A 14,505-nucleotide genomic window follows, 5' to 3' on the forward strand; every position below is an offset into this window, starting at 1 on the left:
CCCTTACGCGGGATAGGTCACCGAAGTCAGTCGCTCCGAGATCTCCCACAACCTGCGTCCGTCGGCCTCGTCACTGGCGCGGGGGAGGATCTTGGCGTCGGTGACGCCGCCGCCGGCCAGTTCGAGGATGCCCCGTGGTCCGTAGAACGCGCCGCCCTGCGCCTCGGGGGCGGTCGCGCCGTACAGGCCGGGCAGAATTCCCTCGTCGATCTCCTGCCACATGAACGGCATCGCGGTCCGGCTGACGCGGTAGAAGCGTTCCAGCAGCGTCGGGTTGGCCTGACCGTGGGAGGGGCCGCTCAGCTGGAGGTTGGTCTTGCACAAGCCGGGATGCGACGCGTTGGACATGATGTTCCACCCGCCGTGGCGACTCCTGCGGTCCAACTCGATCGCGAACATCAGGTTCGCGGACTTGGACTGCGCGTACGCCTGGGTGGCGTTGTATCGCTTCTCCCACTGCAGATCGTCGAACCGAATGCCGCCGAAGCGCGCTGCAGAACTGCTCAACGAGTGCACCCGCGGCTGGTCGGCGGCACGCAGCAGCGGCAGCAGATGACCGGTGAGCGCGAAGTGGCCCAAATGGTTACAGCCGAACTGTAATTCGAATCCGTCGGCGGTGGTCTCCCGCTGCGGTGGCTGCATGATGCCTGCGTTGTTGATCAGGAGGTCGATCGGTCGTCCCTCGGCGTTCAGTTCGTCGCCGAGCGCCTTGACGCTGGCCAGCGAGGACAGGTCGAGCGCCTTGATGGACAGCTTGGCGTCGGGGACCGTCGCGCGGATCTGCTCGATCGCGGCCTCGCCCTTCGCGCGGTTGCGGATCGCCATGACGACGTCGGCGCCCGCGGCGGCCAGCCGGGTCGCGATGCCAAGCCCCAGCCCGGAGTTGGCGCCGGTGACGACCGCGAGCTTTCCGGACTGATCGGGGACCGTCACTGTGCGCACACGGACCATGAGTTTCTCCTCTACGTCGGATGGATAACCGAACAGTAACGGACCATTGGTCTGATAACAAGAGCCCGATGGTCTGATAATGTTGCTGTCTTGTGACGTCCTTCCAGCGTGCTCGCCGGCCGGAGCAGATGGCGGCCCGCCGGATGGCGATCATGAAGGTCGCGCGCGACATGCTTGCCGAGAAGACCGTCGGTGACATCAGCTTGCGGGAACTCTCGGACCGGGTCGGACTGGCCAAGTCGAACGTACTGAGATATTTCGACAGCCGCGAGGCGATCTTCCTCGAGGTGCTCGACGAGGAATTCACGATGTGGCTCGCTGACATCGAGAGTCGGCTGGGGCTGCCACGTGCCAGAAAATCGGGCTACGCCAACGAGATCCGGGTTGCGACCGTCGTCGCGGATTCGGTGATGGCGCGCCCGCTGCTCGGCGAGCTTCTCGGGTCGATGGCCTCGGTGCTGGAACGCAACATCTCGCATCGGTTCGCCCGCGACTTCAAGGCGCGCGCGATGGGGCGGATCGCGACATTGGCGGCCCTCGTGCACCGCCATCTGCCCTGGCTGCCTGAAGAGTTCACCGCGTTCTTCGCCGAGGGGTCGCTGATGTTGACAGCGGGCGCGTATCCGTTCTCGGTGCCCACCGAACCAGTGCGCGCCGCCATCGCAGAGATCGGGCTTCCCGATCCAGGTCAGCGATTCAGCGACGGCCTGCGATTGGGTCTGCAGACATGGATGATCGGCGCGGCGGCACAGACCGAGGCGTGACAGACATACGGCCGAAGTCGTGACACACTTTCGGCCATGAAGCGCGCGCCGCGGATCGCGATCGTGGTTTCTGTTCTCACGTTGGTCGTGTCTTTCGTCGGTTTCGTGGCATCGCTTGTCCTGAACGTCTTCGTGCTCGACGAGTACGACGCGTACGGCGAGATGACAATTCCGGGCTCCACGAGCCTGCAACTTCCTGCTGGCGAGATGACCGTGAGCTTCCATACCGTGGTGGCCGACAATCCGAGGAGCGGTTTCGCGATTCCCGATCTGAGTTTCGGGATCACCCCGACCGCCGGTCTGCCGGAGCCCACGGTCATCGAAGACATCGGCGGCACAACGACACACAACAACGATGTGCGCGTGCGGGTCTGGAAGGTTCAGGTTCGGGAGGCGGGCACCTACCAGGTCGAGGCCAAGGGGTCTGTCGACGGGTTCATCACGCCCAGAATGGCATTCGGACATGACGGCTCCCGCGGATGGCTGCCGTTCGTGTTCGGCGGTCTCTTCGGACTCGGCTTACTGCAGCTCGTCGTCTCGTTGATGTGGTCCGCGCGTGCGGCCAAGAAGCGTCGCATTCTCGACGAGGGCCGAGGAACCTAATCGCCGCGAGCGACCGCTTTTGTACGTCAGTTTCCGGAGTGTCGCCGTACAGACACGGTCGGTCGCGGTGCAAGGGGATGCTCAGCTGCCGCGCTTGACCCAGTCGTCGTAATTCACGAGCTCGTCACCGATGGTGGTGGTGTCGCCGTGTCCGGTGTAGACGACGGTGTCGTCGGGCAGCTTCCCAAGCCGGCCCGAGATCGACGAGAGGATCGTGGGGAAGTCCGAGTACGACCGTCCGGTGGCCCCCGGGCCGCCCTGGAACAGGGTGTCGCCGCTGAAGACCGCGTTCAACGCGGGAGCATGCCAACACACCGAGCCCGGCGAGTGTCCAGGAGTGTGCAGCGCGTGCAGCTCGATGCCACCGACAGCGAGCGTCTCGCCATCGCTGACGGTACGGAAATCCCTCTCGGGGTGAGTCATTCGCCACAGCACGTCGTCGGCCGGATGCAGAAGCACCGGCGCGTCGAGCGCATCCGACAGCTCAGGGGCGACCGTGACGTGGTCATTGTGCCCATGGGTGCAAACGACTGCCACCACGTTGCGGCCGCCGACGGCCATGACGATCGGCCCGGCGTCGTGGGCGGCGTCGAAGACGATGACGTCGTTGTCGTCGCCGACGAGCCAGATGTTGTTGTCGACTTCCCAGGATCCGCCGTCGAGTTCGAAGGTGCCGTGGGTGACCACGCGGGAGATGTTGTCGCTCACAGGATCACCACCGAGCGCAGCACAGCGTCTGCTTCGGAGCCGGCATGCATCTTGTGGAATGCGTCCTCGATACCGTCCAGACCGATGCGTTCGGAGACGAACTTCTCCAGCGGCAGCCTGCCTTGCAGGTAAAGGCTGATCAACGTGGGGAAGTCACGCTCGGGCAGGCAGTCGCCATACCACGACGATTTAAGTGAACCGCCGCGGGAGAAGAAGTCGATCAGCGGCATCTCCAATGTCATGTCCGGGGTCGGAACACCGACCAGGACAACGGTTCCGGCCAGATCGCGGGCATAGAACGCCTGTTTCCACGTTTCGGGCCGACCGACCGCGTCGATCACCACGTCCGCGCCGAAGCCGTCGGTCAAATCCTGGATCGTCGCCACCGGGTCGAGCTCTTTGGCGTTGATGGTGTGCGTGGCCCCGAACCCGCGCGCCCAGTCCAGCTTCTTGTTGTCGGTGTCCACCGCGATGATCCGCCGCGCCCCGACCAAGGCGGCACCGGCGATCGCGGCATCACCGACACCGCCGCAGCCGATCACGGCCACAGTGTCGTCACGGTTGACCGCGCCGGTGTTGATCGCCGCGCCGATACCGGCCATCACCCCGCAGCCCAACAGGCCCGCCACCGCGGGATCGGCGGCCGGATCGACCTTCGTGCACTGGCCCTCGTGCACCAATGTCTTGTCTGCGAAGGCGCCGATGCCCAGCGCGGGCGTCAACGGGGTGCCGTCGGTCAAGGTCATCGGCTGCTCGGCGTTGAATGCGTCAAAGCACAAATGTGGGCGACCGCGCTTGCACGCCCGGCACTGTCCACACACCGCACGCCAGTTCAGGATCACGAAGTCGCCGGGCTCCACGTTCGTCACACCCGCGCCGACCGACTCCACCGTGCCCGCCGCCTCATGACCCAGCAGGAAGGGGAACTCGTCGTTGATCCCGCCCTCGCGATACGTCAGATCGGTGTGGCACACCCCGCAGGCGATGATGTCGACCACCACCTCACCGGCACCCGGATCGGGGATGACCACCTCGACCACCTCGACCGGCTCACCCTTCTTACGCGAAATCACGCCCCGCACCGTCTGAGTCATGGGGATAACATAACGTTCTCAATTAATTCATGCCCGAAGGGGCATTTGAACTTCTCCGCCCGGATATACCGTTGTACTTCACTGACATGGATACCGGCGTAGGCACCCACGGCGACCTGCTGCTGACGGCGCGCACCGCGCACGTCCGCCGAGACTGGCATGCCTCCTATTCGGCATTCTCCCGGGCAGGCGAGGACACGCCGCTGGGTACCGACGACCTCGACGCGATGGCGACTGCGGCGTGGCAGCTGGGGCGCGGCAAGGAGTCCCTGCGCATCGCCGAACGTGTCTTCGGACAGTTGTCGCGCACCGACCCGCCGTCGGCGGCGATGAAAGCCGTCGAACTCGGCCTGGCGTGGTTCACCCGCGGGGACTTCGTCATCGCGCAGGGCTGGATGAACCGGGCACGCCGACTGCTCGACGGCGCCCCCGAGGGGCCCACCGACGGCTACCTGGCATATCTCGAGGCGCTCGTGGTGATGGCCGACGGCGATGCGCTCGCCGCGCGGGTGCAGAAGCTACGAGACGTCTGTCAGCGGCTGGACATGCCCGCGCTCAACGCGCTGTGCCGGGTCGCCGAGGCGCTGACCGCGATCAGCGAGGCCCGGGTGGCCGATGCGTACGGACTGATCGACGAGGCAATGTTGCCGATCCTTGCCGACGAGGTGCCCATCGACTGGGCGGGCGACATCTACTGCGTCGTCCTCAACCAATGTCATCGGCTGGCCGACCTGCCGCGGATGAGGGCATGGACCCAATCAATGGAGCGCTGGTGCAACGACTTTGCGGGGTCGTCGAACTACGGCGGGGTCTGCGATGTGCATCGGCTGCAGCTGTCGGCTGCCACCGATGACTACCGCCAGCTCGAGGACAGGCTTGCCGAGACCAGCCGGGCGCTGGAGGACGTCAACACCTGGGCCGCCGGTGAGGGGTACTTCCAGTTGGGGGAGGTGCGGCGGCTGCGCGGCGATGCCGATGGTGCGTTCGCGGCCTTCGCGCGCGCCCGGTCACTGGGTGTGGAGCCCCAACCCGGTGAGGCGTTGCTGCGTTGCCGGATGGGTGACCGCGAGACCGCGTGGACCGATTTGCGGCTGGCGCTTGCCGGCGCCGACCGGCCGGGCCGCATGCGATTGTTGCGCGCGTCGGTCGAAGTCGCGCTGGCACGTGGCAGCCTCGACGAAGGCGAAAGATACTGTGCGGAACTCGAATCCGGCGCCGAAGCGTTCGCTACCCCCGGATTCCGGGCGTGGGCAGCACATGCCCGCGGCGCGCTGTTGACACAGCAGGGGCAGCACGCGAGGGCACTGGGATTGCTCGAAGCGGCGCTGCGCGAGTATCGAACTCAGCAATCTCGGTACGAGACCGCGCAGATTTACGAGTGGATGGCCCTCGCGCACAAGGGCCTGGGCGACGAGCAGCTGGCCGCCGCGGACTCGGCGACCGCCGAGAACATCTACGCCCAGCTGGGAGTCGAGCCGGCCCAGATCTGCGTCACCAGCACAGCCCGGGGTCTGACCAAACGCGAAATCCAGATTTTGCAGCGAATCGCCGGGGGCGCGACCAACAAACAGGTCGCCGAGCAGATCTGCATCAGTGAGAAGACGGTCGGCCGTCATCTGGCCAACATCTACGCCAAACTCGACGTCTCCTCACGCACGGCCGCGGTGGCGTGGGCATACGACAACGACATCCTGCAATGACCAACTGCATCGTATGCACCACACGGGTGTCCGAAAAGATGCATCGTTTGCCCGATGCGGGCGGTGCGCGCCCCGCGTTTAGTTCAAGTGATCACCACTCGACCACCTCTCAAGGAGCAGGATGACCGCCATCGAAGAACAGCAATTCACCGACACCACAGAAGAATTCGCCGGCCGTATCGCGGGTGCCATTGACAGCGCCAGCCTGGCGATACTGCTGTCGATCGGGCATCAGACCAATTTGTTCGACACCCTGGCCGAACTTCCACCGGCCACCAGCGCGCAAATCGCCGACGCCGCCGGGCTCAACGAACGCTATGTGCGGGAATGGCTGGGTGGGGTGGTGTCCGGCCGCGTCGTCGAGTTCGACCCGGCCACGCAGACCTACACCCTTCCGCGGCACCGCGCGGCCGTGCTGACGCGGGCGGCGGGTCCGGACAATCTGGCCCGCGTCGCGCAGTTCATACCGATGCTCGGTGAGGTGGAACAGAAGGTTGTCGATTGCTTCCACAACGGCGGTGGTTTGTCGTACAGCGACTATCCACGCTTTCACAAGCTGATGGCCGAGGAGAGCGGTGAGGTGTTCGACGCCGCACTCGTCGAGGTCATTCTGCCGATGGCCGACGGCCTGCCCGAGCGGCTGCGCGCCGGAGCCGACGTGGCCGACATCGGCTGTGGCAGTGGCCACGCGATCAATGTCATGGCACAGGCGTTTCCGGCAAGTCGCTTCACCGGCATCGACTTCTCCGACGAAGGCCTCGCCGTCGGCCGGGCCGAAGCCCAACGGCTGAACCTGCCCAACGCGACGTTCGCCGCCATGGATGTGGCGGCGCTCGATATGAGCGAAACCTATGACGTCATCACGGTTTTCGATGCGATTCACGACCAAGCCCACCCGGCGCAGGTGCTCCAGAACATCTATGCCGCACTGCGGCCGGGCGGCGTGTTGTTGATGGTCGACATCAAGGCGTCGACTCGGTTGGAGGACAATATCGGCGTGCCGTTGGCGACGTATCTCTACACGGTGTCGACGATGCACTGCATGAGCGTGTCGCTGGGTCTGGGCGGAGATGGGCTAGGCACGTGTTGGGGTCGGCAACTGGCTACGTCGATGCTCGCCGATGCCGGCTTCGGGGACGTCACGGTCCGCGAGATCGAATCCGACGCGTTCAACTACTACTACATCGCGCGCAAATCATGAGCCGGCGCGGGAGCCTTCCTCAGCTGGGCGGCGGAATGTTCGTGACCGACGGCGGACTCGAAACCGAACTCGTCTTCCATGACGGCATCGACCTGCCGGCCTTCGCGGCGTTCCCGTTGCTTGACAGTCCGGACACCCGGGACCGGCTGCGGCGCTACTACGATGGGTACCTGGCGATCGCGCGCAGGCACGGCGCCGGCTTCGTCATCGAAACACCAACGTGGCGCGCCAATCCCGACTGGGCTTCACAGCTCGGATACTCGCCCGAGCGGCTCGACGCGGTGAACCGTTCGGCGGTGGAGCTCGCCGAGGAGGTCCGTGCGGCCGCGACGGCCGAGGGTCTCACCGCGGTGGTGAGCGGCTGCGTGGGCCCGCGAGGCGACGGCTATGACCCGCGCGACGCGATGACGGCCGAGGATGCCGAGCGTTATCACGCGGTCCAGATCGCGACGTTCGCCGACACGACCGCCGACCAGGTCACCGCGATCACGATGACCAATGCCGCAGAGGGAATCGGTGTGGTGCGGGCCGCTGCCGCGGCGGGCATTCCGGCGGCGGTTTCGTTCACGGTCGAGACCGATGGCCGGCTGCCGACAGGTCAGCCGTTGCACGAGGCGATCGAGCAGGTGGATGTCGAAACAGATAGCGGTGCAGCGTATTTCATGGTCAACTGTGCGCATCCGACACATTTCGCGGATGCGCTCGACCACGACGGGGCATGGAGGTCGCGGCTTGTCGGTCTGCGCGCGAACGCCTCATCGAAGAGCCACGCTGAACTCGACGAGTCCACCGAACTCGACGAGGGCGACCCCTACGACCTCGGGGCGCGGCATGCCGCCCTGCGGGATCGCTTACCCGCGGTGACGGTGCTCGGCGGGTGCTGCGGCACCGACGCGCGCCATGTGGCGGCCATCTGCGAGGCGTGGAGCGCCCAATAGGCTAGCTGATGTGGCAGCGCTTGATGCGATCGAAGAGTGGCCGGTCCCGACCGCCGCAGCCGCGGTAGTCGGACCATCCGGAATCCTGGCCCAGCACGGCGATGTCCGGCAGCGCTTCACGTTGGCGTCGGTGACCAAGCCGCTGGTGGCCCGGGCCGCGCAGATCGCGGTCGAGGAGGGCGCCGTCGACCTCGACACCGAAGCCGGCCCGCCCGGTTCCACGGTGCGTCACCTGCTGGCACACACGTCCGGCTATTCGATGCACTCGGCGGATCTGATGGCCGAGCCCGGCAAACGCCGGGTGTACTCGAACTACGGATTCGGGGTGCTCGCCGAGACGATTCAACGGGCGGCAGACATCGAGTTCGCGCAGTACCTGACCGAGGCGGTGTGCGAGCCGCTTGGCCTGTCGGACACCACGCTGGCGGGCGGTGCCGAGGCGGCCGGATTCGGAGCCACCTCGACCGTCGCTGACCTCGTCGCCTTCGCCGGCGACCTGCTGCGCCCCTCGACCGTGTCCGAACAGATGCACACCGAGGCCACCCAGGTGCAGTTTCCCGGCGTGTCGGGGGTGCTGCCCGGTTTCGGGACGCAGCGTCCCAACGACTGGGGTCTGGGCTTCGAGATCAGGGACGACAAGTCGCCGCACTGGACAGGTTCGGCGAACTCGGACGCCACCTACGGGCATTTCGGCCAGTCAGGGACGTTTTTGTGGGTGGACCCGCGGGCTGACCTAGCGCTCGTGGTGCTCACTGACCGCGATTTCGGCGACTGGGCATATTCGCGCTGGCCCGCGCTATCTGATGCCATCCTGAGAGAATTCGAAGCAGACTAGCGCAACAGGCGCCTCACAGGGCACAATAGACACGCACGACACATACATTTGCACATCATTCGGAACCGCCAGGTCGCTTGGGGAAGACGTCCCTCGTGGAGCCGAAGGAGCAGCAAATGCGTGCAGCGAACCAATTCGCCGACGCGGCGACTGGCGTGGTGTACATCCATGCTTCTCCCGCGGCGGTAGCCCCTCATGTCGAGTGGGCGCTGTCGTCGACGCTTTCGGCGAGAGCAAACCTGAAGTGGACGCCCCAGCCTGCCATGCCCGGGCAGCTGCGCGCCGTCACCAACTGGATCGGGCCGGTGGGCACCGGGGCGGCCCTGGCGAACGCACTGCGGTCCTGGTCGGTGTTGCGCTTTGAAGTCACCGAGGACCCCAGCGCAGGCGTCGACGGTCATCGCTGGTGCCACACCCCGCAACTGGGCATGTGGAGCGGCGCGATGAGCGCCAACGGCGACGTGATGGTCGGCGAGATGCGGCTTCGGACGTTGATGCAATCGGGGGCCGACATGTTGGCGGCCGAACTCGATTCGGTGCTCGGCACCGCATGGGACGAGGCGCTCGAGCCCTACCGTGACGGCGGCGACGCCGCCGAGGTCAGCTGGCTGAGCCGGGGAGTCGGCTAGCCGCGTGTGCACGTCGTCGGTGCGCCGCGAAGATTCACCGGCAAATTTCGCAGTAGTTGCACCTTCGACTTCGAGATCGCTGAGACTGTCGTCATCTCCCTAGGAGGCGACAATGTTCACGATCCGCGTACTCACCGCAGCGACCTTCGCCACCGGCGCGCTTCTCACCGCTGCAACCGCATCGGCATCACCGGCTACCGACGCGCTGTTCGGCGCGCTTGACGGGCTCGGGTTGCCGATTTCGGGACCCGCCGTCATCACGGCGGGCAATCTGGCCTGCGATTCCTCGACCAGCGGCCTGGCCCGCGATCTGATTGCATCGCGGATCTCCAGCGAGTTCGGCCTGGACCCGGGTCAGGCGAACCAGTTCGTCGGGATCAGCCTCGCGGTCTACTGCCCGCTGCGGTAATCGCTACGGGGCCGGCGTCAGGATCTTCAGCGCGGCCGGCACCGCCGACACCTCGACGGGAAGCGGACAGGCGTACTCGCCATCGGCGTAGGCGTTGATGCCCGGCGAGTCGACGGTGATGGTGCGGGCACGCTCGGTGCGGACCTCGTCGAGGTCGACGTGCGTGCCCTTGAATACGGTGGGGAACAGTCGGATCAGCTTCGTGCGCGACGCCGATGACACCATCGTGACGTCCAGCAGTCCGTCGGTGGGGTCGGCTTTCGGGCAGATCAGCATGCCGCCGCCGTAGCTCTTGGTGTTGCCGAAGGCGGCCAACGTCAATTCGGTGTCCAGTTCGCGCCCGTCGAACGTCAGGCTGAATGGCAGCAGCCGCAATTTGGACAACTCGGCGACCATCGCGACGTTGTAGCGCATGCGGCCGTGCGGCCACTTCATCCGGTTGGTCCTGTCGGTCACCAGTGAGTCGAAGCCGGCGGCCATCACGGTGCCAAACCACTTCTGCGCGCCGTCGATGCTCCTGATGCGACCCAGGTCGACGGTCTTGGCCACGCCGTCGACGATGACGTCGGCCGCGGCCTCGGGATCCTTTGCCGGAATGCCGAATTCACGAGCGTGATCGTTGCCGGTGCCCGACGGGATGATGCCCAGCGGGATGTCGGTCTGCGCAAGCACCTGCAGCGCAAGCGAGACGATGCCGTCACCGCCGACGACAACCAGCGCATCCATCCCGCGTTCGAGTGCACCCTCGACGAGTCGTCTCGCGTGCTCGGCATCGGTACCCGCGATGGCGACGACGTCGATGCCGCGCTTGTGCAACCGTGCGACGGCGCGCTCGGCGGCGTGCGGAGCACTCCCGTGCCCCGATGCCGGATTCGTCAGCATCGTGACGCGGCCGAGCTCCGTCACGGAATCAGCTTGCCGGGGTTGAGAATTCCGGCCGGATCCAACGTCGCCTTGACGGCCCGCAGCACCTGGACGCCGAGATCGCCGATCTCGTCGCGCATCCACGGGCGGTGATCGGCGCCGACGGCGTGGTGGTGGGTGATCGTCGCGCCGGTGCGCATCATCGCCTCCGACGCGGCCGTCTTCGCCTTGTGCCACTGCTCTATCGGATTGCCGCGCTGCCCGGCAACAACCGTGAAGTACAACGAGGCTCCCGTCGGATACACATGCGAAATGTGGCACAGCACCAGAGCCGGTGTACCGGATTCGCCGAGAGACTTCGTCAGCGCCTCGGTGACCGCCGCCTTCAGCGCGGGCACATTGGACCAATTGGTCGCGGTCTCCAGCGTCTCGCACAAGGCGCCGGCCGACAGCAACGAGTCACGAAGGTAGGGCGCGTTGAACCGACCGTGCTCCCAGGCGCGGGCCGGCCCCTCACCCAGCGACGTGCCACCGGCGGCCTGCATCACCGCCTGTGTCTCGGCATGGCGACTCTCGACGTGGGCCTGGCTGCCCTCGAACGCGGTGATCGCCAGGCAGCCGCCGGTGATCTGCTCTTCGCCGATGTTCTCGGTGGTGGCCAGGTTCACCCCGGTCTCGGCCTCGTCGGACAATCGGATGACGGTCGGCCCGGCACCGGTCTGCACGACGGCGCGCAGCGCGTCGGCTCCGGTCGCGAAATCCGGGAACGACCACGCCTCATAGCGGGTCGCCGCGGGCACCGGGTGCACCTTGACCCGCACGCGGGTGATGATCCCGAACACGCCTTCCGAACCGATCATCAACTGGCGCAGGTCAGGACCGGCGGCCGACTCGGGGGCACGGCCGAGGTCGAGCACGCCCGCCGGGGTCACCGTGCGCAGTCCGCGCACCATGTCGTTGAAGCGGCCGTAACCCGCCGAATCTTGACCCGACGAGCGGGTGGCGGCGAATCCGCCGATGGTCGCGAACTGGAAACTCTGCGGGAAGTGGCCGAGGGAGAAGCCGCGTTCGCCGAGCAGGCGTTCGGCCTCGGGACCGGTCAGCCCGGCGCCGAGTTCGGCTTCGCCGGAGACCTCGTCGAGCGAATGCAGTTCGGTGAGGCGGCGCAGATCCAGCGAAATGACCGCGCCGAAGTCTCCGCGGATCGGGTCGAGGCCGCCGACCACGCTCGTTCCACCGCCGAACGGGACGATCGCGATTCCGTGCTCGGAGCAGTACCGCAGGATCGCGGCGATCTCGTCGTCACACTGGGGCAGTAGCACGGCATCGGGTGCGTCCTGCACGCCGGAGTCCTTGCGGCGCAAGAGGTCCAGAGTCGATTTGCCGCCGGCGCGAAGGAGTCGGCCGCGGTCGTCGACACGGCAGTAGTCGGCGCCCACGATGGCGGCCAGCCCGTCACGATCGGCGTCGGACAGCGCGGACGGGCGAAGGGTGACGTCCTCGGCCTCGAGATCGGGCGTAGCCGCACCGTCGACGCCGAGCGCCTGCTTCAGCAGGGTCTTTATCCCGTCGGACAGCGGTTTGGCCGCAGCGGGATCACCCCAGGCATTCCACTTCATCGGGGGCAGCAGTGCGGTCTGTTGGTCATCCGGACGCATCATGCGTTACAGTATTACACATGCTGTCAATCAGTAACGATTCACCGCAGACGATCGGAGATCGGATCCTCGCTGCGGCGGCCGAGTGCGTGTTGGCCTTCGGGGTGGACCGAGTGACGCTGGCCGAAATCGCTCGCCGCGCTGGTGTCAGTAGGCCCACGGTCTATCGGCGCTGGCCCGACACGCCTTCGGTGCTGGCGGCGCTGCTGACGTCGCGGGTCATCGGCGTGCTCGACGCCGTACCGAGCCGACAGGTCGGCCGCGGACCACTGGTCGAGCGCATCGTGACGGTTGCCGCACTGCTGCGTCGCGACGACGTGGTCATGTCGGTGCTGCGCAGCGCCCCCGATCTGGCGATGATCTACATCGCCGAGCGGTTGGGCACCAGCCAGCAGGTCCTGCTCGATGCCGTCGCCGCCGATATCAAGCTCGCGCAGGAAGAGGGCAGCGTGCGTGCCGGCGATCCCCGTCAGCTCGGAGCGATGTGCCTGCTGATCACCCAGTCGGTGATCCAGTCCGGCCAGATCGTCGCGCCGATCCTCGATGCCGACGCACTCGCCACCGAGCTCGCCCACTCACTGAACGGATACCTGAAACCGTGACCACCTCGACGGCACTCAACGAGGCCCGCCGCACCTCCGAACTTGCGGCACTGGCCGACGGCGCCACGATCGACGTTCTCGTGATCGGCGGCGGCATCACCGGTGTCGGTATCGCGCTGGACGCCGCGACGCGCGGGCTGAGCGTCGCACTGGTCGAGAAGCACGACCTGGCGTTCGGCACCAGCCGGTGGAGCAGCAAGCTGGTCCACGGCGGTCTGCGGTATCTGGCGACCGGCAACGTCGGCATCGCGCGACGCAGTGCGGTCGAACGCGGAATCCTGATGACGCGCAACGCCCCTCACCTCGTCGAGGCCATGCCCCAGCTGGTCCCGCTGCTGCCGTCGATGAACACTGCGTCGCGCGCACTCGTGCGGTTCGGTTTCGTGGCCGGCGACGGGCTGCGCAAGCTCGCGGGCACACCGTCGTCGACGCTGCCGCGGTCTCGGAGGATCGACACGAGCCGTGCCGTCGAACTCGCGCCGACCGTGCGTCGCGACGGCCTCGACGGTGCCCTGCTCGCCTATGACGGGCAGCTGATCGACGATGCACGCCTGGTCACCGCGGTGGCCCGCACGGCCGCCCAGCACGGCGCCGTGATCCTCACCCGCGTCGCGGCATCCGATGCGACAGGCACCTCGGTGACGTTGACCGATCAGCGTTCCGGGGAGTCGTTTCAGGTCTCGGCCCGGGTGGTCATCAACGCCACCGGTGTGTGGGCGGGTGAGGTGGACCCCTCGGTTCGCTTGCGTCCCAGTCGCGGAACGCATCTCGTGTTCGATGCCGAGGTGTTCGGGAATCCGGTTGCCGCCCTGACGATCCCGGTACCCGGCGAGATCAACCGCTTCGTGTTCGCGATGCCAGAGCAACTCGGTCGCGTGTACCTGGGGCTCACCGACGAGGATGCGCCCGGTCCAATACCCGACGTGCCGGAGCCCACAGCCGAGGAGACCAAGTTCCTGTTGGACACGGTCAACACCGCATTGGATGTCGCGCTCAGCGCCGGGGACGTGATCGGTGCGTATGCCGGTCTGCGGCCGCTGATCGACGCCGGAGCGGGACGCACCGCCGACGTGTCGCGCGAGCATCGGATCGTCGAGTCGCCGTCAGGTGTGCTCAGCGTCATCGGTGGCAAGCTGACCGAATACCGGTACATGGCAGAAGATGTGCTGGATCGGGCGGTCGCAGTGCGGGGTCTGACGGCCTCCGGTTGCCGCACCCGAAACCTGCCCCTGGTGGGTGCACCGTCGAATCCCGTTGCGACACTGCGCTCGCCGGCCGAACTGCCCGGCTCGTTGGTCGCGCGCTACGGTGCGGAAGCGCCGAATGTGATCGCCGCCGCGAGCTGCGACCGGCCCACGGAGCCGGTGGCCGACGGGATCGATGTCATTCGCGCGGAATTCGAATACGCCGTGACCCATGAGGGCGCGCTGACCGCCGACGACATCCTCGATCGTCGCACTCGCATCGGTTTGGTCGCCGCGGATCGCGACCGGGTCGCGGATGTGGCCGAGGAATTCGTGAATTCGGCGCGCTGATCAACCACCGCGGT

General features: G+C 66.5%; 15 protein-coding genes. 10 read left to right on the forward strand and 5 right to left on the reverse strand.

Translation table 11 applies throughout. The features are described 5' to 3' along the window. Positions 1–3: 3 nt before the first annotated feature. On the reverse strand, positions 4–951 hold the full coding sequence (locus M1248_RS25690) for an SDR family oxidoreductase (protein WP_317150111.1): 948 nt from the start codon (positions 949–951) through the stop codon (positions 4–6). Between the two features lie 92 nt (positions 952–1,043). On the opposite strand from M1248_RS25690, the gene M1248_RS25695 reads away from it, so the two are divergent. Both M1248_RS25695 and M1248_RS25700 read left to right on the forward strand, forming a co-directional pair. Further along, complete coding sequence (locus M1248_RS25695) at positions 1,044–1,715, forward strand: TetR/AcrR family transcriptional regulator (protein ID WP_317150112.1); 672 nt, start codon at positions 1,044–1,046, stop codon at positions 1,713–1,715. A gap of 36 nt (positions 1,716–1,751) precedes the next feature. Beyond that, a complete protein-coding gene (locus tag M1248_RS25700; protein WP_317150113.1) occupies positions 1,752–2,318 on the forward strand; it encodes an SHOCT domain-containing protein in 567 nt (188 codons plus the stop codon). A gap of 81 nt (positions 2,319–2,399) precedes the next feature. On the opposite strand, the gene M1248_RS25705 is transcribed toward M1248_RS25700, so the two are convergent. Both M1248_RS25705 and M1248_RS25710 read right to left on the reverse strand, forming a co-directional pair. Continuing rightward, a complete protein-coding gene (locus M1248_RS25705) occupies positions 2,400–3,026 on the reverse strand; it encodes an MBL fold metallo-hydrolase (protein WP_083125354.1) in 627 nt (208 codons plus the stop codon). Continuing rightward, complete coding sequence (locus tag M1248_RS25710) at positions 3,023–4,120, reverse strand: S-(hydroxymethyl)mycothiol dehydrogenase (protein WP_317150114.1); 1,098 nt, start codon at positions 4,118–4,120, stop codon at positions 3,023–3,025. Before M1248_RS25710 ends, M1248_RS25705 begins: the two co-directional genes overlap by 4 nt. Before the next feature lie 86 nt (positions 4,121–4,206). Between M1248_RS25710 and M1248_RS25715 the strand changes: the two genes are divergently transcribed. The 6 genes from M1248_RS25715 (at position 4,207) to M1248_RS25740 (ending at position 9,832) form a co-directional block, all read left to right on the forward strand. After that, complete coding sequence (locus tag M1248_RS25715) at positions 4,207–5,820, forward strand: LuxR C-terminal-related transcriptional regulator (protein ID WP_317150115.1); 1,614 nt, start codon at positions 4,207–4,209, stop codon at positions 5,818–5,820. Positions 5,821–5,941: 121 nt separating this feature from the next. Further along, complete coding sequence (locus tag M1248_RS25720) at positions 5,942–7,021, forward strand: class I SAM-dependent methyltransferase (RefSeq protein WP_317150116.1); 1,080 nt, start codon at positions 5,942–5,944, stop codon at positions 7,019–7,021. Then, on the forward strand, positions 7,018–7,959 hold the full coding sequence (locus M1248_RS25725) for a homocysteine S-methyltransferase family protein (RefSeq protein ID WP_317150117.1): 942 nt from the start codon (positions 7,018–7,020) through the stop codon (positions 7,957–7,959). The genes M1248_RS25720 and M1248_RS25725 overlap by 4 nt, the downstream gene beginning before the upstream one ends. A 10-nt stretch (positions 7,960–7,969) precedes the next feature. After that, the gene (locus tag M1248_RS25730; RefSeq protein WP_163729431.1) at positions 7,970–8,794 is read left to right on the forward strand and encodes a serine hydrolase domain-containing protein; all 825 of its coding nucleotides are present in this window, start codon (positions 7,970–7,972) and stop codon (positions 8,792–8,794) included. A gap of 116 nt (positions 8,795–8,910) precedes the next feature. Beyond that, a complete protein-coding gene (locus M1248_RS25735) occupies positions 8,911–9,423 on the forward strand; it encodes a DUF3145 domain-containing protein (protein ID WP_163729429.1) in 513 nt (170 codons plus the stop codon). 112 nt (positions 9,424–9,535) lie between these two features. Then, positions 9,536–9,832 (forward strand): DUF732 domain-containing protein, encoded by a 297-nt coding sequence (locus M1248_RS25740; RefSeq protein ID WP_163729427.1) that lies wholly within the window; start codon positions 9,536–9,538, stop codon positions 9,830–9,832. Between the two features lie 3 nt (positions 9,833–9,835). Here M1248_RS25740 and M1248_RS25745 read toward each other — a convergent pair whose 3' ends face one another. After that, positions 9,836–10,714 (reverse strand): diacylglycerol kinase, encoded by an 879-nt coding sequence (locus M1248_RS25745; RefSeq protein WP_317150160.1) that lies wholly within the window; start codon positions 10,712–10,714, stop codon positions 9,836–9,838. Between the two features lie 20 nt (positions 10,715–10,734). After that, a complete protein-coding gene (locus tag M1248_RS25750; protein WP_317150161.1) occupies positions 10,735–12,315 on the reverse strand; it encodes an FAD-binding oxidoreductase in 1,581 nt (526 codons plus the stop codon). A gap of 59 nt (positions 12,316–12,374) precedes the next feature. Here M1248_RS25750 and M1248_RS25755 point away from each other — a divergent pair, with 59 nt between their 5' ends. Together M1248_RS25755 and M1248_RS25760 are read left to right on the forward strand one after the other, a co-directional pair. Continuing rightward, positions 12,375–12,956 carry a TetR/AcrR family transcriptional regulator gene (locus M1248_RS25755; RefSeq protein ID WP_163729420.1) on the forward strand — a complete coding sequence of 194 codons (582 nt, stop codon included), beginning with the start codon at positions 12,375–12,377 and terminating at the stop codon, positions 12,954–12,956. Further along, positions 12,953–14,491, forward strand: a complete 1,539-nt coding sequence (locus M1248_RS25760) for a glycerol-3-phosphate dehydrogenase/oxidase (RefSeq protein WP_317150118.1) — start codon at positions 12,953–12,955, stop codon at positions 14,489–14,491. Before M1248_RS25755 ends, M1248_RS25760 begins: the two co-directional genes overlap by 4 nt. The last annotated feature ends 14 nt before the right edge of the window (positions 14,492–14,505 follow it).

The organism is Mycobacterium sp. 29Ha (assembly GCF_032883055.1).
GTDB classification, from domain to species: Bacteria; Actinomycetota; Actinomycetes; order Mycobacteriales; family Mycobacteriaceae; genus Mycobacterium; species Mycobacterium gallinarum.